Origin of the sequence: Epilithonimonas hungarica (genome assembly GCF_900102265.1) — a bacterium.
In the GTDB taxonomy this organism is placed as follows: Bacteria; Bacteroidota; Bacteroidia; order Flavobacteriales; family Weeksellaceae; genus Epilithonimonas; species Epilithonimonas hungarica.
The window spans coordinates 1,191,926-1,213,285 of the sequence record NZ_FNBH01000001.1 but is presented as its reverse complement, the minus strand read 5'-3'; the positions used below and the strand labels follow the sequence as shown (position 1 = coordinate 1,213,285).

Genomic DNA, 21,360 nt, shown 5'->3' with positions numbered 1-21,360 from the left:
AATTTTTTAAATTTGTTAAAAGCTCTCGCAGATTATGCAAATTACGCAGATTTTCAAATATTGTCATTTAAAAAATCTGTTAAATCAGCGAGAAAATAACTTAAATAAATTCAGACACATTGTTGATTTTTTAAAACTTGAATTTATTCAAACCCTTAAAAATATTGGATTTGTGAAAGTTTTCAAGAAGTGAATTTAAAATTTTTTCCAGCATAATTCTTTTTCATTTTTAAAATTACTAACAACTATCAACCAAAAACCATCAACGATTATTCGTATCTCAATGCATTAATCGGGTCACTCTGCGCCGCTTTTCTCGCAGGATACCAACCGAAAAACACACCTGTAATTGTACAAACTACAAAGGAAATCACAATTGAACTCGCAGTAACACTTACCGGCCAGCCTGCAAATTGCTGAATACAAAATGTAGAAATCAAGCCAATCAAAACTCCGAGAACTCCGCCTGTGATGGAAATCAAAACCGATTCTATCAAAAACTGCATCAGAATATCATTTTCTTTTGCGCCAATCGCCATTCTCAGACCAATTTCTTTGGTTCGTTCTTTTACGGAAACGTACATAATATTCATAATTCCGATTCCGCCGACCAATAAGGAAATACTTGCAATCGCAACCAAAAGAATCGTCAGCATTTCGCTGGTTGAACTGAACATTGAAATGATTTCCTGTTGAGAAGAAACGTTGAAATCGTTGTCTTCATCAGGTTTTATCTTGTGCTGATTTTCCATAATGGATTTGATTTCATTCACTGCGTTTTCAGAATCTTCCTCACTTTGAGAAGAAGCCACAATCGACTGAAGATAGGTCTGAGCCAAAATCCTTTTCTGAACCGCTGTGTAAGGCGCAATGATAATATCGTCCTGGTCTTGCCCAAATGTATTTTCGCCTTTTTCTTTCAAAACACCAATCACTTTGAACGGAATATTTTTGAAACGAATCATTTTTCCAATCGGATCTTCATTCGGGAAGAGATTTTCCTGAACAGTTTTCCCGATAACGGCAACTTTCGCATACGATTCGATGTCGTCTTCTGTGAACATAGAGCCTTCATCTACGCCCCAATCTCGGATTTTAAGATATTCTGGAGAAGTGCCATAAATTGAAGTTGGCCAGTTATTGGAACCAGCGATACTTTGTCCGCTCCCGTTGACCAAAGGCGAAATTTCTTTGATGAGTTTGGCTTGATATTTAAGAACATTGTAATCTGCCAAAGTCAAAGTCTGCATCGCAGAAGGGTCAGAACGAACTCCGCCCATCATTCCCGCTCCTGGACGAATCGTGATGAGGTTCGCGCCCATACTTGAAATGTTCTTTTTGATGCTTTCTTTGGAACCCTCTCCAATTGCCAACATTGCAATCACGGAAGCCACACCAATGATGATTCCGAGCATTGTCAGCATTGCTCTGGTTTTGTTGAGGAGAATGGCTTTCCAGGCTATTTTTAATAAATTAGTGAAATTCATTTTGATTATTTTTTCACATTTTTAATTCGTGATTTTTCATATTGGATTCCATAGGTTTCACCTACGGCTACTGATATTGAACCCTTCGGGTTATATGATTATTTTAAAAAACTTTTTGCAAAACCAGCTTCTTCATTGTCTTTTCATTTTCGGTTTCATTTGCTTTCTTCATTGCATCTTCATTTTCGTCTGCATTTCGGTTTTGCAAAAAGTTAACTTCATTAGTTCCTCTTCATTGTTGATTAATATAATAATTGAATAAGTTTTATATTCATTCTGTTTTTGGAAGTTTTATTAATTCATCTTTGGCAATCAGTCGGTTTTTTACCTGTTTGTCTTCTTTGATGATTCCGTCTCGCAAAATCACGGTTCGTTTGCTGAATCTCGCAATATCGTCCTCGTGGGTTACGAATCCAATCGTGATTCCTTGGTCATTGAGTTCCTGAAAAAGATTCATCACTTCATAAGACGTTCTAGTGTCGAGATTTCCTGTTGCCTCGTCTGCCAAAAGGATTATCGGATGATTGACCAAGGCTCTCGCAATCGCAACTCTCTGCTGTTGTCCGCCGGAAAGCTGGCTCGGAACGTGTCCCATTCTGCTTTCTAAACCGACCTGTTTCAAGGCTTTCACAGCGCGCTCCCTTCTCTCTTCCGCAGACACTTTGGAATTGTAGAGCAAAGGCAACTCTACGTTTTCCAGCGCGCTGGTTCTAGCCAATAAATTGTATGATTGAAATATGAATCCGATTTTGGTATTTCTGATTTCCGCAAGTTGGTTTTTGTTTAAATCTTTTACCAAAACGCCGTCCAGCTCATAAGTTCCTGAAGTTGGCTGGTCTAGACATCCCAAAACATTGAGGAATGTTGATTTTCCCGAACCGCTGGTTCCCATAATCGTCACAAATTCGCCTTCGTTGATAGTCAAATCGATGCCTTTCAAAGCGTGAACGATTTCGTCGCCCATTCTGAATTCGCGTTTCAAGTTTTCTATTTTGATGATGGGTTTCATATCTTTAGATTTTTAGATTCAAGAACCAAGATTTTAGACTTTTTAATTTCTCACAGATTTAATTGATTTTGCAGATTTTAAATAAATTCCTTGTTGGAAATCTGCTGAATCTGCTTGATTTGCGAGAAATTTAATTAAGACAAATTTTAATTCGGTGGACCTTGGTTTGAACTTGATTTTTTGTTGTTATTGCTTGGTCTTTTTGGCATAAACGGACTGCTTCCGTCGGATTCAAATTTTGCTACAGGTTCTGTTTGTTCGTCTAGTGAGGTTACGATTTGTTCGTTTCCTGAAAGTCCGTTGACAACCTGAATATTGATTCCGTCATTGATTCCGATTGTGATTTGTTTCTGGGAAAGACTTCCGTCATTATTTTTAATCCAAATGTATTTTTCTTTATTTTTTCCTGTTTTGATTTCAGGAATTTTTGCCGTGATTTGATTTTGCTGATAGTATTTCTGCAAAGTTTCCTTATCAGGACTGAAAGCGATTGCCGAAGCCGGAACTGTATTGGTATCTTTTAATTCCTGAGTGAAAATTGTGATGGTTGCAGTCAATCCTGGTTTCAATTTTTGTTCAGGATTATCTGCGTCGATGATTACGGTGTAAGTCACAACATTCGATTCTGTAGTTGCTGACAAACGAACCTGACGAACCCGACCGCTGAAATCTTCCTGAGGATAGGCATCAACCGTGAAACTCACACGTTGACCAACTTCTACTCCGCCTATATCTGCTTCATCCACATCCGCTTCCACCTGCATTTTGGTAATATCTTTTGCGATGGTGAAAAGGGTTGGCGTCGTCATACTTGCCTGTACAGTTTGTCCTTCTTCCACTTCTCTGCTCAAAATAATTCCGTCAATCGGAGCGTAAATATTGGCATAACTCAAATTGGTTCTAGCCTGTGCCAAAGCTGTTTTTCTTTGGCTTACGGTTTCTTGAGAATTTTTAACCTGATAAGAAGCCTGCTCGTAATCTGCCTTGCTAATCACTCCGGATTTGAACATATTACTTTGACGATTAAAGTTTTGCTGGTAGTAATTCAGTTCGTTCAACGATGCATTGTATTGCGCCAAAGCATTGTTCACAGATTCCTGAAGATTGGTTTTGTCCAATTCTGCCAAAAGCTGACCTTTTTTAACCTGAGAATTATAATCAACATAAATATTATTGATAATTCCTGAAACCTGCGTTCCCACATCTACTTGGTCAACCGGTTCTACAGTTCCGGTCGCAGTTACTGAGGTTGTAACATTCTGCTTCGTTAATTTTACCGTTTGAACTGCTATATTGCTCGTTTTTTCTGTTGTAAAATATTTGTAAACGAAGAAAATAACAATCGCCGAAACAAGAACGATAATAGAATTTTTGAAGTATTTTTTATATTTTGGATTCATAATCTTGATGTTTTTCCTGTTATTTTTAATTGGCAGTTAATGTTTTTCCTTGATAGAAATTCAGCAGTTGAGTGTACAAAACCGACATATATTTTGACTGAAGGTAAGTTTGTTCATTCGTCAAATAAGTGTTTCTGCTTACAGCCAATTCCGTTGTTGTCAAACCTCCGAATTCATATTTTTTACTTGCCAAATCATAAGCGAGTTTCGCATTGTCTCTCGCTACTTTGGAAGATTTTTGCTGAGCCTGATTCGCGATGGCGTTTTGCCAAGCTGTTTCGATGGATGAATACAAAGTCTTGCTCGCACTGATTTTATCGAGTTTATTCTGTTCGATATCGATTTGAGCTAATTTGACATTCGTGTCATTTTGCTTTTTCGAGAAAATCGGAATGTTCAGAGATAAACCAACTGATTTATTGAAATTATTCTTAATTTGATTTAAATAACTGTAATCCTGAGTGCTTGTAAAACCTGTATTCAAACCTGCCGTTGCAGAAAGTGTCGGTTTGTAACCAGCTTTTGTGATTTGAAGTGCTTTTGCAAGAATCTCGTTTTGGGAATCATAAATTTTCAAATCCGGAAGATTTTCTATCGCTTTAGCAAAAACCTGTTGCTTGTCCGGAATTGATTCCATTAAATCGGTCAGTTTTATTTTTTCAATTTGAAAATCAACACTTGGGTCGAGTTCCAATAATTGTTTCAGTTTCAAAACCTGCTGGTTGTAAAGGTTTTCGCTGTTCACAACCGTGTATTGATTCTGCGCATCCTGAGTTTCAACATCTGCCAAGTCCAATTTTGAGATTGCTCCGTTTTTAAATTTGGTTTGAGTCAGTTTCAATTCCTGAGCGGAAGAACTTGCTGTATATTTTGCACTTTCAATGCCTTCATAATAATATAAAGATTGGAGATAAGCATTCAGAACATTCAGAACGATATTGTTTTCAGCTTGTTTCTGATATAATGAGGACTGGTCGAGAATCATTTTGTTCTGTTCGATTTGAAGATTCAATTTATTCCCTTGATAAATCGTCATATTTCCACTTAAACCAAAACTATTTGACAAAATATTCTGATTCACAAATGAACTCGTAATAGGGTCGATGCTGGAACCATTCGTCAAACCCAAAGAAGTTGTCCCATAAATTGTCGGAAGTTTGTTGTTCTTCTGCTGTTGATAATTCAACGATGCGGTCGTCTTGTCCAAAACCGTTTTCTTTACGGTGATGTTATTTTGCACAGCGTAATCAAGACAATCCTCAAGTGTCCATACTTTTTGAGCCGGAGTAAGGATTCCGAGGAAAAGCGTTATGATGAGATATTTTTGCATTGTTCGTCCGTTTTACGGGAACAAAGTTGTTCCATATAGAAAATAATATCAAATCTAATAGACGAACCGAGGGATTTTATAGAAGAAAGTCAAAATTGTTTCGATGAGAAATTTCACCATTGATTCAATGTGAAACATTTAAGAAATAATTAACTGTCAGACCCATTTGCTTTGCATCATTTTTGCTTTAAATAGAGCATCAATAAACAAATTAAAATTTCATTTATTATGAAAATTCTAGACAATAAAGTAGCTTTGGTTACGGGCGCAGGTTCAGGAATTGGACTTGCTATCGCAAAATTATACGCTAAAGAAGGCGCAAAAGTTATCGTTTCCGACATCAATGAAGAACACGGAAAATCAGTAGTTGAACAAATCAAGTCCGAAGGTGGAGAAGCGACTTTTGTAAAAGCAGACACTTCAAATCCAGAGCAAGTTGAAGCGCTTGTAAATGCGACCGTTGAAGCTTACGGAAGATTGGATATTGCCTGCAACAATGCGGGAATTGGTGGTGAAGCTAATCAAACCGGAGATTATTCTTTGGATGGTTGGAAGAAAGTAATTGACATCAATCTTGATGGTGTTTTTTACGGATGTAAATATGAATTAACCCAAATGCAGAAAAACGGCGGCGGTGTTATCGTTAATATCGCATCCATCCACGGAACAGTTGCGGCGCCACTTTCTTCAGCATATACTTCAACAAAACACGCAGTTGTTGGTTTAACGAAAAACATTGGTGCGGAATACGGACAAAAAAATATCCGTTGTAATGCTGTTGGACCTGGTTATATTGATACGCCGCTTTTGAATCAGCTTGATGAAGAACATAAAAAAGCTTTGATCGCAAAACACCCGATGGGAAGACTTGGAAAGTCGGAAGAAGTCGCAGAATTGGTTCTTTTCTTAAGTTCTGATAAGTCGTCTTTTATGACGGGAGGTTATTATCTTGTTGACGGTGGCTATACGGCGGTTTAAGATCTAGAAAAATAAAATTATTTGAAGTATTCATTAAAAGTGAATGCTTTTTTTTTATGATAGAAAATCGAAATCGTATTGATATGGATAACTTTAAGTTTGAAATGAAGATTTTAAGATTTGTTTTTTCTAAATTTGAAGCTGATAATTTTTTCGCAATGCAAAACTACCTTGATCTGCTTCAGCATATTTTAGATAACGGAACCGATAAAACCGACAGAACAGGAACAGGAACACGCAGTGTTTTTGGTTACCAGTTACGTTACGATCTGTCCAAAGGGTTCCCTTTAGTTACAACAAAGAAAGTTCATTTGAAATCTATTATTTATGAGTTGCTATGGTTTATCAAAGGAGATACGAATACTAAATATCTGAAAGACAACGGCGTTTCCATTTGGGACGAATGGGCAGATGAAAACGGAAATTTAGGACCAGTTTACGGAGCTCAATGGAGAAGCTGGAATGGAGCCGATGGAAAAGTCGTTGACCAGTTTTCTGAAGTCATCGAGCAAATCAAAAAAAATCCGGATTCCAGAAGATTGATAGTTTCTGCTTGGAACGCTGCTGAAATCCCGAATATGGCTTTGGCACCTTGTCACGCTTTGTTTCAGTTTTATGTGGCTGATGGAAAATTATCACTTCAGTTGTACCAAAGAAGTGCGGATGTTTTCTTGGGCGTTCCTTTCAACATTGCGAGTTATGCGCTTTTATTGATGATGGTTGCTCAGGTTACAGGACTTGAAGTTGGTGATTATGTTCACACTTTTGGTGATGTTCATATTTATAACAATCATTTTGAGCAGGTTCAGAAACAACTTTCAAGAGCGCCAAGAGCATTGCCGAAAATGAAGCTCAATCCTGAGATCAAAGATATTTTTGATTTTGATTTTGAGGATTTCACTTTGGAAAATTATGACCCGCATCCTGGGATCAAGGCGCCGGTGGCGATATAAATTAGGCGGGAATTTCCCGCTTTTTTTTGTAACATTCCTTTAAAAACAAACACTTATCTCTTTTAAAATAAATCAACGATATAATTCAATAAAATGAAGAAAATATTCATTGCTGCACTTTTTCTGGGTGCTATATTTAATTCAAATACCATCTTTGCTCAAACAGAAACTTCGGGAAGAAATCCTGTTTACAGAGCAACCCATACCAAAACGACAGAGCTAAAACATACCAAACTGAAAGTCAATTTCGATTATCAGAAAGAACAAATGAATGGCGAGGAATGGTTGACCGCAAGTCCTTTCTTTTATCCAACCAACGAACTGATCCTTGATGCAAAAGGAATGCTGATCCACGAAGTATCTTTGGATAAAAACGGTTCAAAGTCGCCATTGAAATATGATTATAAAAATGATGAGCTGAAGATCACGCTTGATAAAACTTATCAAAAGAATCAGGATTACACGGTCTATATCAAATATACAGCTCGTCCAAATGAAGTGAAGCAAGCTGGAAGCGCTGCAATCAATGATGCAAAAGGTCTTTATTTCATTAATGCCCAAGGCAAAGATCCGGACAAGCCAACACAGATCTGGACACAAGGTGAAACAGAATCCTCTTCGGCTTGGTTCCCGACAATTGACAAATCAAACCAAAAAACAACTCAGGAGATCTATATGACCGTTCCTGATAAATATGTCACGCTTTCCAACGGAATCCTAAAAGATTCCCAAAAAGAATCGGGAAACCTGAGAACAGACCATTGGGTAATGGATAAGAGACATTCTACTTATCTTTTCTTTATGGGCGTTGGAGAATATGCAGTCGTGAAAGATAAGTGGAGAAATATTCCGGTAGATTACTATATAGAGAAGGAATATGAACCTTATGCAAAACAGATCTACGGTAACACACCGGAAATGATCGAGTTTTTCTCTAAGAAATTAGGCTACGATTATCCTTGGGCAAAATATGCACAGATCTCTGGTAGAGATTATGTTTCCGGAGCAATGGAAAATACTACTGCAACGCTACACGGAAGTGATATCCTTCAAAAACCGGGACAATTGATTGACGAAAATAAATGGGAAGATACCATCGCTCATGAATTGTTTCACCATTGGTTCGGAGATTTAGTAACCGCAGAAAGCTGGAGCAACTTGACAGTTAACGAATCTTTCGCCAACTATTCAGAATACCTTTGGAACGAATATAAGTATGGAAAAGACCAGGCCGATTATCACCAGATGGAAGATGTAGGTAATTACCTTCACAATCCCGGGGATTTCAAAAAAGATCTGATAAGGTTTGATTATGCTTCTCGTGAGGATGTTTTCGACCTTGTAACTTATCAGAAAGGTGGCGGAATTCTTCATATGCTGAGGAATTATCTTGGTGATGATGCCTTCTTTGCGGGAATGAATGATTATCTCAAAACCTATGAATATCAAAATGCTGAGGCTCACCAATTAAGATTATCATTCGAAAAAGTGTCTGGGAAAGACCTGAACTGGTTCTTCAATCAATGGTATTTCGGAAGCGGACACCCAAAACTAAATTACACCTCTACTTATGAGCCTGTAAAAAAACAGGTAACTGTTGTCATCAATCAGTCCCAGGATCAGCCTTTCGAGTTTCCTTTGGCAATTGATGTTTATGATAATGGCAAGCCAAAGCGTTTCAATGTTTGGGTAGATGCAAAAGCAAAGAATACTTTTTCTTTTGATTCCTCGAAGAATCCAGACCTTATCAATATCAACGCAGACGGCATTTTGGTTGCTGACATTACCGATTCTAAAACTCCGGAACAAAATTTATTACAATTTACCGGTTCAAAAGAATTCAAGAGTAAATACAATGCTTTAAACGGAATTAAAGAGGCAGATGCTAAAAACCCTGCGGTTATCAAGCTATTGGCTGCTGCGCTTAAAGACCCGTTCTTCAGGATCAGAGAACAAGCTCTGGAACTGCTTGATCTGAGTAATCCGGATCAAGCAAAAGCATTAACTGCCGAGGTAGAGAAATTGGCTACCAACGATCCAAAAACTTTGGTCCAGGCAGCAGCAATCTCAGCTTTAGCAAAAACTAAAAATGCTAAGTATGGTTCTATTTATGAAAAAGGTCTGAATGCTGTTTCTAATGCAGTAAAAGGTTCTTCTTTGGCAGGAATTGCAGAATTAGATCCATCAAAGGCAGCGGCCTCTATCGAGAACATTGATTTGAATGGTGCATCAGACGAGTTGATCTCTAAGCTACTTCCGATCATTGTGAAGAATAAAATCGAAAAACAGATGCCTGCGATAGGACAAACTGTTGCCTTCTACCCTTTTATCAAATTCCAGGATCCTACACTTGGTAAGTCTGCAGAAGAAGGTTACAATTGGATCATGTCTTCTGATAACTTGAAAGCTACGGAGAAAATCACTAAAGTTCTTGTACAGGCCAAATCTCAAATGCCCGATAATCCTCAGATCAAAATGATGGTCAGTCAAATGCTGAAAGATGGACTAAATAAAAAAATGGAAGTACTAAAAGCAAATCCGAACAGCCCAACAATACACCAGCAGATCGAGGCGATAAACAAGGCGATAGAGGCGTTTAAATAAATCCAAGATATCCATTCGTATTTTTAATATATATGCAGACACTATATCAATAGTGTCTGTTTTTATATATTTGTTTCATGACAATTTCCAAATTAGCAACTTACCGCCGAAACAAAGGGCTGAGCCAAGAACAGTTATCCGAACTTTCCGGAGTGAGTGTCAGAACCATCCAACGTATCGAAAAAGGTACGGTGGAAGCTCACCTGACCACGCTAAAACTTTTGGCCGAATGTCTGGACGTAAAGACAGAAGATCTTTTGAAGCCTGAAGAAGCATCATTAACTTTGGAAGAGATCAAGAAGCCTGGCAAAATCGTCCCTTTGTATCAGATCCTGGCTCTTGCAGGTCTGTTTTTTCCTATCCTCAATATTATCCTGCCGGCCGTTCTGTGGTGGATGAAGAAAGATGAGCTTCCGGAATATGATTCCACAGGCAAAGAGACGATCAATTTCCAGATAAGCATTACTATGCTTTTTATCCCCGCTATTGTATTGATGGTCTATGAATTTCCTATAGGTTTTTCCTTGGTCTTATTGATATACATCTATGCTCTTGTACTTACTTGCATCAATCTGATTAGAGCGGTGAATAAACAATCCATCCGATACCCCCTGAGCTTTTCATTTCTGAGATAAATGCTTCTAAAATATTAGGTGACGTAAAGGTGTCACGTATCTGTCGTCAGGATACAAGCCCCTGTTTACTAGCTTTGTACTTGTTTCCTAGGTGCTCTGATCTATAACGCAAGTACGAATGATTTCCGTGACTTCTAATATGAGTAGAAGCCCCTTGAAGCGTCTCAAAATTCAATATTTTTAAACATGAAAAGACTATTTATCTTCACATTCATCTTCTTTGTGTCTGTATTTTATTCACAACAGGCCAATCAGGTCAAACATCTCAACGGTACACATGTCCTTACAAAGACGCTCCGGGAAAGACTAGCCCACATCGTGGACAGCAGCCATATTACCGGCCTGCAGGTAGCGATCATCAATGAAAACAAGCTCGTATGGGTATCGAGTTTGGGATATAAAGATACAGAGTACAAAAAACCATTGAACGACAGTACCGTCATGTATGGCGCTTCTCTCACAAAGCCAGTGTCCGCATATATTTTTCTGCGATTGGCAGATAAAGGTATATTAGATCTGGACAGACCTGTATATACTTATCTTAAAAGGCCGATCGGAGAATACCCAAAATGGAAAGATCTGGCAGAGGATACGGTCGCATTTAAGCGGATAACTCCAAGGATGTTGCTGGACCATAGTTCCGGAATGCCTGTACTCCGTCATCTGTACAATGACAAAGTAAGCCTAATCGCCAAACCAGGGGAACGTTTCTATTACTCTAACGAAGGCATCAATCTGCTAGGATACATGATAGAGGAATATACCGGAAAAAAGCTTGAAAACATTGCCAGGGAAGAAGTCTTCGGGCCACTCAAAATGACGCACACCAGCATGGTATGGGAAAAAGCATTTGAAAATAATTTCTCTTACGCTTACTTCAAAGATGGGAGCAAATACGGATCTGAAAGGCGGGAGAGTAGCCGTGCTGCAGGCTCTATGTCAACAACGGCGGATGATTATGCCTTGTTCATCGCACAGCTTATGATGAGAAAAGGATTGTCACAGCACTTTTCCGAACAAATGTTATCCCCCCAGGTCTTTATTAAAAGCAAACGTGGTTTTGGACCCCTGAAAGACAGCCTGACATCCGAAAATGACGCCATCAAACTGGCCTGGGGATTAGGCGTTGGATTATTTCGTTCGCCTTATGGTCTGGGATTTTTTCATACCGGTCATGGTGAGGCCAATCAAAATCTGGCAGTAGCTTTCCCTGAAAAAGGTATTGCAGTGATCTTGATGAGCAATAGTGAAAATTTTGAGAAAGCCAGCAACCAGATTCTAAAAGCCTGTATCGGTGATAGCGATACACCTCTCGTATGGCTTGGTCATTTAGATAATTAACGGGTGTTTTCAAAATGACTTATTATTAACTTCATCTTGATAATGGCAATATTTAACCTGAATTCGGGATAAGAGAAGTTTTATAATATCAATAGGAATGGGCTTTAGCCCATTTTAAAGATTGAAAAAGAAGATTAGCTTTAGCTAAAACTTATCATAAATTTCGGCTGAAGCCGATTTTGAATTACAATCTTTACATCGGGCTAAAGCCCGACGCTATTGATAGTGCATTTGTATTTGATATACAATCATTTAAATAAATCCCTTATCCCAAATTCAGGTTATTTAATATTGGAATTAAAAACAAAACCATCTCATTTGAGATGGCTTTTTGTTGTTATCCAATATCTGTTACGCTTTCTTCTGGAAGGTTGCCAGCTTCAAAGTATCTTTGATCATCTTTCCTGGGCGGAAGACCGCTTTCACACTCTTGATGTTGGCTGCGGTAACACTCTTTTCTTTCTCTTCTCCTGTGCTGGAACCGCTGGCCTGTAAGGTGAAGTATTCCCCTACATACACGATCTTGCCATCTGCAATATCTTCGGCGATCTTGGAGAAAGTACTTTCCAATACTGCAAGGATATCTGCTTTAGAAACCGTGGACATTGCACCGGCGTGCTTGGCCAGATCATTAAGTGTGGTCTTGCCATCCCCTACGATATTGGCATAGTACTTTGCAGGTTCATCTCTTTTTTGAGGATTCTTTTTTGGGATCACATTGAATTTAATAGGCATCTTTTTGTGTTTTTAAATTAAAATTAATCTTATCGAATGAGATAAAAGTATAAATTTTAATCAAACAAAAAAGCATTTTTTATTAAATATTTCAACCTGTAGATAAAAATCTACAAATATCTATTAAAAACACACGGAGGTTTCATTTAAAACGTACGTACCTTTTAAGCAAAACGTACGTGCGTTTTAGAGAAAAGGCACGTACGTTTTAAACCACCCCTGCCAACGCCCTGTTCATCGGTCTTTCAAAAGGGCATTTTTTGAGCTAAATTTTTATTAATTCTTGTCATTAATCAATAAAAAAAATTCCTTAAGCTTAGTGACTTAAGGGATTATATATATTTACAACTCATCCAAAGGATTCCAGAATAGTTTTTTAAAATCTTTTATTTTCCAATTCTCCTGTACCACAACATCTTCTTTTTCTAATCTTTCCCGAAAAGACGGAACAGATAATTTTCCCGAACTACTGATGACACGATGAGCCGGAACATCCTTTGGACAACCACCCATTGCATTGCCAACGTGGCGGGAATGATTGGGATAACCAACCGCTTTAGCAATAGCTCCATAAGTAGAAACTCTTCCTTTTGGGATTAGTTTAGTCACTTCGTAAACCTGTTGTTTGAATAGTTCGTTCATTTTTTATTTAAATTAAAATAATTATCTCGCTGATTGAGCAAATTTAGCTGATTTTAAATTTGCCTAATCTGCAAAATCCGCGAGAGAATAAAATAATTTTTAAAACTCAAGCAGCTTAAGTTTCAACTGCACTCCAAAGTTATCTTTAAAATTACTTGTAGCATAATAACCTACTCTGTAAAACAATCCTAAATTGAATCTTGAACTCAGGAAATTATTATACTCGAATCCAACTTCCTGATAAAGGTGATTCAAAGGTGAGAAGTTCTCTATCTGATGGTATTCCGGATGTTTCATATCGCCAATCACACCTCTATAAATAAAATCGAAACTGGATGTACTCTTGCCAAAACTCTTGAAGTACCAAGGAATACGGTGCGTAATGTAATAACCCGCAAACTTGTCATTGAAATATTTCCCGGCGGTCATGGTTGCAAATCCCAGGTAACTGGTCAAAGAGAAATTGGACAAAATCCCCGTACTGCTATTGCCGTCCAGACCACCCATCTCGAATAGATGCCAGATCGGTGCTTTTCCTAAGTAATATCCTCCAAATGCTCTCGTCTGCGTAAGCCCCAAAGATGTTCTGAACTGATGGGTGTACAATACATCAAAACGACTGTAATTGAACTCTCCGCCTAAGCTTTTATAACCCTGCTCATAATTGAAGAAAACCTCTGGGAAGTTCTGTTCAAAGGTATATTTTCCCGCAGGTGTCATAATGTTTCGGTTATTCGGGGAGAACTTAATTGTTGCTAATGAGCTGAAGTTCTCAAACTTTCTGGACATCCCCATAAATTCGTAAGGATAACCAGATTCCTCATTTTGTTTTTTGGCAGAGACATTTAATGTTAATGAGTTACTCAAATCGACCTCATAGCCAAATTTGAATCCATTAAACTTATAGTATTTATCATTCTGGATAGACATGCCGTTATTATTGATCTGCATCTTCGCATTCCAAAGATTCTGACTAAATCTCCCCGAAGCCATCACATCATTAAAATACTCGAAACGGAAAAATGAGTTTCTTTCCAAAGTGGTTCTCACATCCACACCTGCCCCATATTTGAAACCCCGGTCTTTGAAACCATAAGCTAAATATACATCGGGAGAAATATATTTATTAAACTTCTCATTCAGTTTAAAAGTCGCGCCTGGTCGGAAACCTTCATACTTGTTATATCTGGTTTGTAATGGACTGATATCGACCATCCCAACCGTAAATTTTGCTCTTAACAAAGATGTAAGAACACGAACTTTTCTGTCCAACGTATATTTCTTACCCAAGCTGTCCACTTTTACATAAGTCAGTTTTTCTCTTGCGGTCAAACTATCTGTTCTATATTGATCTAGTAGAGAACCATCTGCATTCTTCACGCTCATTGTATAACCACTGAACTGTGACGCCTTGAAATCGACAGGTGTCTGAAAATCAAAATAATCGGACTTCATATAAGCATAGTTTCCAAATCTTTTGATTTTGTCCAAGCGTTCTTTCTTTTCTTCGGCAGTTTCATTTTCCTTTTTCTCAACAGTAGCGAATTCTGAAACGCCCATTTTTATTTTAAGATTTTCGGTCTTCAGAAACCATTTGTTATTAATAGGAATCCAAACAGAAGTTATCGTTCCATCGGTTTTGACTTTACTATTACTTTCAATCTTTTTGATGGCATAAGTTTCTTTGTCGATGTACAGATAGCCGTTGTATTTTCTTCTGTTAACAGGAACTTTGTAATCTACCTGTCGGAAACGGATGACATAATTATCTCTGCCATCTATCTCGATAGAATCTGTCAAAAAGTATCTGTAAAGACTTCTGTTCTCCGGCAAGATCTCTCTCGGGATCTTGTCTCTGTTGGAACGCAGGGCCAGCATTTCGTAAACAGGGTTTTTCAAGCCTGAGATCCTATTATCAAGAATATTGGTTTTTTCACCATATTTTTTAGAATACAAAAACTGCATGGCCCGTTCCCAAAGAAAAAGTTTGCTGTCTCTTGCAATTCCCATCATCTGCTCTCCTTCTATCGAGTCTTTTATTTCCTTTTGTTTTTTAGGCAGCTTGCGATTCGCGATCCGGGAAAGAGAATCCTGTCTGGCGTTGTAAAAACTGGTGTAATCTTTTATACTGTCTTCATCCACATCAAAAGACATTTTCTCATATGATCTATAAGAATAAGAATCTAGCGAATTAGGCGAATTGTTTTTGAAACTTCTGAAGACTTTATCAATAATTGCCAAAGCTCTCGGGTCACTTTGATTACTAAGTACCACGCCCTGTATTTCGCTAGCTTTGATATTATCCCGATCCAGTCCAATTTCCATTACTTTGTCCACCACCACTTCATCACCGATATAATTATCAATTTCTACATCTACTTTTGGACATTTGGTTGTAAAAATGAGAATTCCTTTTTCATTGGTCTGTCCCAATAATTTATCATTGCAATACACTTTTGCACCTTTTATTGGCTTTTGATTATCGGACCTGTAGACCGTGAGCGTACTTTGAGAAAAAAACAGAGAGGTATAGAAAAGAAAAATGAATGGAAAGATTTTATTCATAGTTTGGTTTTATTAAGTAGTAAGATAGTTTTCCGAAATGTTACTAAATTCCTTATCCTAATTTAAAAATTAATTTGTTACAATAAGTTAATTTAGATAATATCGAGCCAAAGTGATTTTCAACCCATAAAAAAAACATCTCAATCGTAATCGAGATGCTTTTATAATTAAATGTGTTGATATGATTACTTTAACTCGAAGTAGTTTAAGTTTGCATTTCCAGCTTCGAAGTACAGTCTTAATTTATTTTCTCCTGAATTAAGATTGACATTACCAACTGAAACCGTTTTCCAGACATTCTTCCCTGTTGGTGGTAATTTAATTGTTGCTAAATCGTCGCCGTTTTGGGTTTTGATAACCAGTTCAGAAACTTGACCGGAATCATTATTATATCTGAAAGCAGCTGTATACTTTCTAGCCTGGTTGCTTTTCACAGTGTATTGAAGCCATTCTCCTTTTTCAGTTTTTCCGACATAGAATCCGTTGTTGATCTTATCTTTACAAGCGTAGATATCAACGCCGTCATTTCTCATTTTATTTCCGGAGTTCCATTCCGTATGACTTCCTGTACTTACCCAAAGATCTTGAAAATCATTATCAGAATAAGCGCTTCCAAATCTTCCCAGATCATATTCCGTTGCAAAGATTCTTCCTGGCGCAATGTGATTTCTGTAAGATTTAGTCGTTTCATCAGTTACTTGACGGAACATCGCATCGATGACATCTTTCTTCACCTTAACATTCTCCATTTTGTAATTGTCAGCGATTTTCATCAACGCTTTTTTAGCAAAATCTTTTGTAGGTTTCTGTCCTCCGTTTTTCCAATAATCCAGAAGTTTTTGGTATTCGGGCGTTATTTTCACATTCGTTACACCTGCGATATTATCAATCTTTTTCATTGGCCAATAAGCGTAACCAATGTTATTTTTCAATAATAATTGATTGAGTTCCGTAAACCAAACGTTCGAATTTTCCCCTGTTTCACCTAACCAAACAGGAACATTCAATTTTTGTCTTGTATCTACAATATTCTGAATGGCTTCTTGAGAATTGGTTGTCCAATATTTGTGAAAACTTAGAACGATATTATCATCCCAAAGTTTCGGCAAACCGTTATAGTTATTTCCCCAACCGTTACCTTCAAGAATGATGATGTGGTTTTTGTCAACTTCTCTTATCGCATCAGAAATCTCTTTTTGAAGTTTCCAAAGTGGCGCATTGGACATCTCGTCTGTTCCGTTCGGGTTTTTTCCGGTGAAGCCATAGTTAGGCTCATTGATCATATCATAACCGGCAATCCATTCTTTATCCTTGTAGCGCTCAGCCAGTTTTTTCCAAAGCGCAATTGTCTTTTTCTGATTCTCCTCACTGTCCCAAAGATTAGGTTTTGTTTTGTCATTGTCAGAAATATTTGCATCATTTCCTTGTCCTCCGGGTGCTGCATGCAAATCCAAAATCAAATATAACTTATTCTCTTCACACCATTTCAAAAGGTCATCTGTCATTTTAAATCCTTCTTCCAGCCAAGTATTTTGTCCTTTTACCGGCTCTTTTTCGATTGGCAACGTATAAAGATTATAATGCATTGGAAGTCTTATGGAATTGAAACCCCATTTTGCTAAAGAATCGATGTCTTTTTTAGTAATTCCATTTTTGAGATAAGCTTTGTAAAATTCATTTTTACCATCTTCTCCTGCCACTTCTGCAATCTTTTCTTTGATTTTAAATTGAGGTCCGGCAAAATCATCGGTCTTCAACATATAACCTTCCTGGAGCATCCAACCGCCCAATCCAAGACCTTTTAAATAAATATTCTCCCCTTTGGAATTAACAATTTTTTGCCCCTGGGTCTTTAAAAACCCTTGAGCAGTCCCAAATTGAGACAATAATAAAGCACAAAAAACAAGTGTTCGCATTATATTTTCATTTTTAACTAAGATAATACTATTTTGTTAACGAACAAGAAATTAATTCGAAGGCATTTTTTCAACAAAAAATCCGAACTATTTTGCAATAATTCGGCTAATATATTAATGCTGAATATCTCTGAATTAATTAGAGAATTTCATATTCTGGATTCTGACCGCATTTAGTATTGCAAGTAATGCAACACCAACATCTGCGAAAACAGCTTCCCACATATTGGCTAATCCTCCGGCTCCAAGAATCAGAACAATCACTTTGACCCCAAAAGCTAAAAATATATTCTGATAAACGATTTTCTTAGTTTCTTTTCCGATTTTGATCGCCGTTGCAATTTTCGAAGGCTGGTCTGTTTGAATAACCACATCCGCTGTTTCAATCGCCGCATCGGAACCTAATCCTCCCATTGCGATTCCGACATCACTTAATGCTAAAACCGGCGCATCATTGATTCCGTCACCTACGAAAGCTACAACTTCTTTTGGATTATTTTTCAGATTTTCCAATTTCTCAACTTTTCCTTCCGGAAGTAAGCCTCCAAAAGCAGAATCAATTCCCAGTTTTTTAGCAATATTTTGAGTGAGGGAATCTTTGTCTCCGCTTAACATCACGGTTTTGATATCATTATTTTTCAATAGATTAATTGCCAATTCGGCATCTTCTTTCACTTCATCGGAAATTGTGATGTAACCTTTGTATTCATTATCAATGGCCAGAACAACTGTTGTTTCAACAATTTCCTCAAGAAAATCGGGGTAATGAATATTAAAAGTTTTCAACAGTTTTGTATTGCCGGCAAGAATTCTTTGTTGATCAATAACCGCTTTGATTCCTTTTCCTGAAATTTCTTCCACAGATTCGGGAATTTGATTCGAAGGATGAAACTCAGAAATTGCTTTTGCAATCGGGTGTGTAGAATGACTTTCGACTGATGATAAAATGGATAAAAAATCTTCTTTCAAAATATTCTCCGGAACGATATCCTGAACTTTGAAAACACCTTTTGTGAGTGTTCCAGTCTTGTCCATCACGACCGTCGTTACATTCGCAATGATATCAAGAAAATTAGAACCTTTGAACAAAATTCCGTTTCTGGAAGCGGCGCCAATTCCACCAAAATACCCCAATGGAATTGAAATAACCAATGCGCAAGGACAAGAAATCACCAAGAAAACCAAACCTCTGTAAAGCCAATCTCTGAAAACGTAATTCTCAACAAAAAGGTATGGAATAAGAGTCACCAAAAGAGCCAAAAAGAAAACAATCGGTGTGTAAATCTTAGCAAATCGTCTGATGAACAATTCGGTTTTGGCTTTTCTGGAACTCGCATCCTGAACCATTTGAAGAATCCTTACAATCGAGCTATTTTCAAATAATTTGGTTGTTTCGATCTCGATGACTTGGTCGAGGTTCAGCATTCCGGCGAGGACTTCTTCAGATTTTTGGATTGATGAAGGTTTACTTTCTCCTGTTAAAGCTGATGTGTTTAGACTTGCTTTTTCCGATAATAAAATCCCGTCTAATGGAATCTTCTCTCCTACTTTTACCTGAATTTTTTCTCCAATTTTAACCTCATCAGGAGAAATGGTTTTCCAGTTTCCCTCTCGGAAAACTGTGGCTTCTTTCGGACGAACATCTAATAATGATTTTATATTATTTCTAGCTCTGTTAACTGCAGATTCTTGGAACATTTCTCCAATTGTGTAAAATAGCATTACAGCAACACCTTCCGGAAATTCACCAATCGCAAATGCGCCAATTGTTGCAATTCCCATCAATGAAAACTCATTGAAGAAATCCCATTTCTTAGCCAATTCAAATGCATCTTTGAAAACCGAAAAAGCCACCAAAACATAAGACATAAAATACCACCCGAATCTTATCCAAACATTGGTGGTAAACCAATCTGCTTTAATCCAAAAATCAAGAATCAATCCTGAGAAAAAAATGATAAGACTAATGATCAACCCCAATTTGGAATTGCTATGAGAATGGTTGTGGTCGCTGTGGTCGTGATCTTCGTGGTTGTGTTCTTTTTTTGCTTTTGTACCGCAACATTCTTCCATTTTGAATAATTTTTTAACAAATATATCGGTAATGCAAATGCAATGCTATTGCAAAGTTATTGGCTTTTGGCGATTTGCTTAAAGTTTAAACTTAAGGTCTTCGAGAATATCAGACTTACAAAATCAATGTTCAATCATGCAATCAATATCAATTGCGTGGGCTTTAGCCAAATGATTTAATGAAGTCAAAATCGGCTTTAGCCAAAATGTACTATCACTTTCGGCTAAAGCCAATTACAAATTTTCTATATTGAAGACGGGCTGAAGCCCGCCTCTATTGATATTTCTTCTATGAACCAACTTAATTAAAATTAGTTTCGAGGCAGTTTTCGCAGATTCCTTTGGCGAAAAGTCTTATTTCATCAATTCGGAAATCGGTTTTCATACTTTCAGGGAACGAGATGTCTTCTTTGCAGGTGGTTTGCTTGCAGATTTTGCAGTAGAAATGGAGATGCCAGTCTTTGTGCGTTTTTTCATCACAATCGTCGTGGCATAATTTGTATTTTGTGGTCGTATTTTCCTGAATGCTGTGGACGATTCCTTTTTCTTCGAAAGTTTTTAATGTTCGGTAGATTGTGGTTCTGTCGGCGTTTTCGAAATGGTTTTCTATTTCGGATAAGGAGGTTGCAACTTGTTGTGAGCTTAGAAAATCATATACTAAAATTCTCATACTTGTTGGTTTGGTGTTTTTGTGGATGAGTTTGTTTTCGATTTCTTTGTTCATAATTTTTTAATGATTTTAACGCAAAGTCCGCGAAGGTTTTTTGACAGTATTGAAAATATTTTAAGGTCCGCAAAAATGTAAAACTTATCAAAGGAATAAAGATAATTTATTTTCAATATTGTCATCTAAACCTATTTATTAATAGTGTGTTTAGATTCCTTCGGAATGACAAACTCTATGTTTGTTACTTTTCAATTTTTGACAAATCTTATATAGATGACAAAACGTGATTCTTTGTCGAAATCCCTAGCCCCGATGGGAACGGCATCCTTTTTTATTTTTTTGGTTCTAAGCTTCAATTGGAGAGCAAAACGTGAAAAAAATAAAAAAGATATAGTGGACAGCGGGATTAAGCTCCTAATAAAAATATCTATCCTTAATTTATTCTATCAAAGTTACGGGAAATAAGTCGGAATTTTTGATGAATTAGCGGATAATAAATACCTTTGAAAAAAAAATTTAAAATGGGTGTAGCTGATTTATTATTCAAAAGAAAAAAAGAACTGGCTGAAAAAAACTTGAGAGATGGTCAGGATTTCTTGGTTGAAAATGGAACTAAAGAGGGTGTAAAGACTCTTCCAAGTGGTCTACAATATGAAATCCTTGTAGAAACTGACGGATCAAAACCGAAAGCAAAAGACACGGTAAAATGCCATTATCACGGAACTACAATTGCAGGTAAAGTTTTTGACAGTTCTGTAAAACGTGGAAAACCGGCTTCTTTTCCTCTCAATAGAGTTATCAAAGGCTGGACAGAAGGCCTGCAGCTGATGTCTGTAGGAAGTAAATTCAGGTTTACAATCCCGCCACATTTGGCTTATGGTGAACAAGAAGTCAGCAAAGAAATTGGTCCAAACAGCACTTTAATTTTTGAAGTGGAACTGTTGGATATTAAATAATTAAATTTAATTCTCAGATCGTATTGCAGTTATGAAAATTATTTATATTTTTGCAACCTGTTAATCAAC

At 37.2% G+C, this 21,360-nt stretch carries 16 protein-coding genes; 6 read left to right on the top strand and 10 right to left on the bottom strand.

From position 1 onward, the window contains the following. Positions 1 to 269: 269 nt before the first annotated feature. From BLT30_RS05585 to BLT30_RS05570, 4 genes are all read right to left on the bottom strand, one after another. A complete protein-coding gene (locus tag BLT30_RS05585) occupies positions 270 to 1,487 on the bottom strand; it encodes an ABC transporter permease (RefSeq protein ID WP_089872170.1) in 1,218 nt (405 codons plus the stop codon). Between the two features lie 271 nt (positions 1,488 to 1,758). Next, entirely contained in the window at positions 1,759 to 2,496 is a 738-nt protein-coding gene (locus BLT30_RS05580) for an ABC transporter ATP-binding protein (protein ID WP_089872168.1), read from the bottom strand. Positions 2,497 to 2,642: 146 nt separating this feature from the next. Beyond that, entirely contained in the window at positions 2,643 to 3,896 is a 1,254-nt protein-coding gene (locus BLT30_RS05575) for an efflux RND transporter periplasmic adaptor subunit (protein WP_089872166.1), read from the bottom strand. Positions 3,897 to 3,921: 25 nt separating this feature from the next. Continuing rightward, complete coding sequence (locus BLT30_RS05570; protein ID WP_089872163.1) at positions 3,922 to 5,226, bottom strand: TolC family protein; 1,305 nt, start codon at positions 5,224 to 5,226, stop codon at positions 3,922 to 3,924. A 228-nt stretch (positions 5,227 to 5,454) separates the two neighbouring features. Here BLT30_RS05570 and BLT30_RS05565 point away from each other — a divergent pair, with 228 nt between their 5' ends. The 5 genes from BLT30_RS05565 to BLT30_RS05545 all read left to right on the top strand — a co-directional run bounded on the left by BLT30_RS05565 (position 5,455) and on the right by BLT30_RS05545 (position 11,737). After that, positions 5,455 to 6,204: an SDR family NAD(P)-dependent oxidoreductase gene (locus tag BLT30_RS05565; RefSeq protein WP_089872162.1), complete on the top strand. Its 750-nt coding sequence runs from the start codon at positions 5,455 to 5,457 to the stop codon at positions 6,202 to 6,204. A 158-nt stretch (positions 6,205 to 6,362) separates the two neighbouring features. After that, positions 6,363 to 7,157, top strand: a complete 795-nt coding sequence (locus BLT30_RS05560) for a thymidylate synthase (protein ID WP_089872931.1) — start codon at positions 6,363 to 6,365, stop codon at positions 7,155 to 7,157. 93 nt (positions 7,158 to 7,250) lie between these two features. Continuing rightward, positions 7,251 to 9,761 (top strand): M1 family metallopeptidase, encoded by a 2,511-nt coding sequence (locus tag BLT30_RS05555; protein ID WP_089872159.1) that lies wholly within the window; start codon positions 7,251 to 7,253, stop codon positions 9,759 to 9,761. A gap of 77 nt (positions 9,762 to 9,838) precedes the next feature. Beyond that, on the top strand, positions 9,839 to 10,396 hold the full coding sequence (locus BLT30_RS05550; RefSeq protein WP_089872157.1) for a helix-turn-helix domain-containing protein: 558 nt from the start codon (positions 9,839 to 9,841) through the stop codon (positions 10,394 to 10,396). A 186-nt stretch (positions 10,397 to 10,582) separates the two neighbouring features. Further along, positions 10,583 to 11,737 carry a serine hydrolase domain-containing protein gene (locus BLT30_RS05545; protein ID WP_089872155.1) on the top strand — a complete coding sequence of 385 codons (1,155 nt, stop codon included), beginning with the start codon at positions 10,583 to 10,585 and terminating at the stop codon, positions 11,735 to 11,737. Between the two features lie 351 nt (positions 11,738 to 12,088). Here BLT30_RS05545 and BLT30_RS05540 read toward each other — a convergent pair whose 3' ends face one another. From BLT30_RS05540 to BLT30_RS05515, 6 genes are all read right to left on the bottom strand, one after another. Further along, positions 12,089 to 12,472, bottom strand: coding sequence for an HU family DNA-binding protein (locus BLT30_RS05540; RefSeq protein ID WP_089872153.1), 384 nt, complete (start codon positions 12,470 to 12,472; stop codon positions 12,089 to 12,091). 342 nt (positions 12,473 to 12,814) lie between these two features. Next, a complete protein-coding gene (locus BLT30_RS05535; protein WP_089872151.1) occupies positions 12,815 to 13,114 on the bottom strand; it encodes an MGMT family protein in 300 nt (99 codons plus the stop codon). A 99-nt stretch (positions 13,115 to 13,213) separates the two neighbouring features. Beyond that, a complete protein-coding gene (locus BLT30_RS05530; RefSeq protein WP_089872149.1) occupies positions 13,214 to 15,679 on the bottom strand; it encodes a hypothetical protein in 2,466 nt (821 codons plus the stop codon). Positions 15,680 to 15,864: 185 nt separating this feature from the next. Then, the gene (locus tag BLT30_RS05525; protein WP_175487129.1) at positions 15,865 to 17,595 is read right to left on the bottom strand and encodes a cellulase family glycosylhydrolase; all 1,731 of its coding nucleotides are present in this window, start codon (positions 17,593 to 17,595) and stop codon (positions 15,865 to 15,867) included. A gap of 135 nt (positions 17,596 to 17,730) precedes the next feature. Continuing rightward, positions 17,731 to 19,668 (bottom strand): heavy metal translocating P-type ATPase, encoded by a 1,938-nt coding sequence (locus BLT30_RS05520; RefSeq protein ID WP_089872145.1) that lies wholly within the window; start codon positions 19,666 to 19,668, stop codon positions 17,731 to 17,733. 301 nt (positions 19,669 to 19,969) lie between these two features. Next, the gene (locus tag BLT30_RS05515; RefSeq protein ID WP_089872143.1) at positions 19,970 to 20,392 is read right to left on the bottom strand and encodes a Fur family transcriptional regulator; all 423 of its coding nucleotides are present in this window, start codon (positions 20,390 to 20,392) and stop codon (positions 19,970 to 19,972) included. A 464-nt stretch (positions 20,393 to 20,856) separates the two neighbouring features. Here BLT30_RS05515 and BLT30_RS05505 point away from each other — a divergent pair, with 464 nt between their 5' ends. Continuing rightward, positions 20,857 to 21,291: an FKBP-type peptidyl-prolyl cis-trans isomerase gene (locus BLT30_RS05505; RefSeq protein ID WP_089872140.1), complete on the top strand. Its 435-nt coding sequence runs from the start codon at positions 20,857 to 20,859 to the stop codon at positions 21,289 to 21,291. The last annotated feature ends 69 nt before the right edge of the window (positions 21,292 to 21,360 follow it).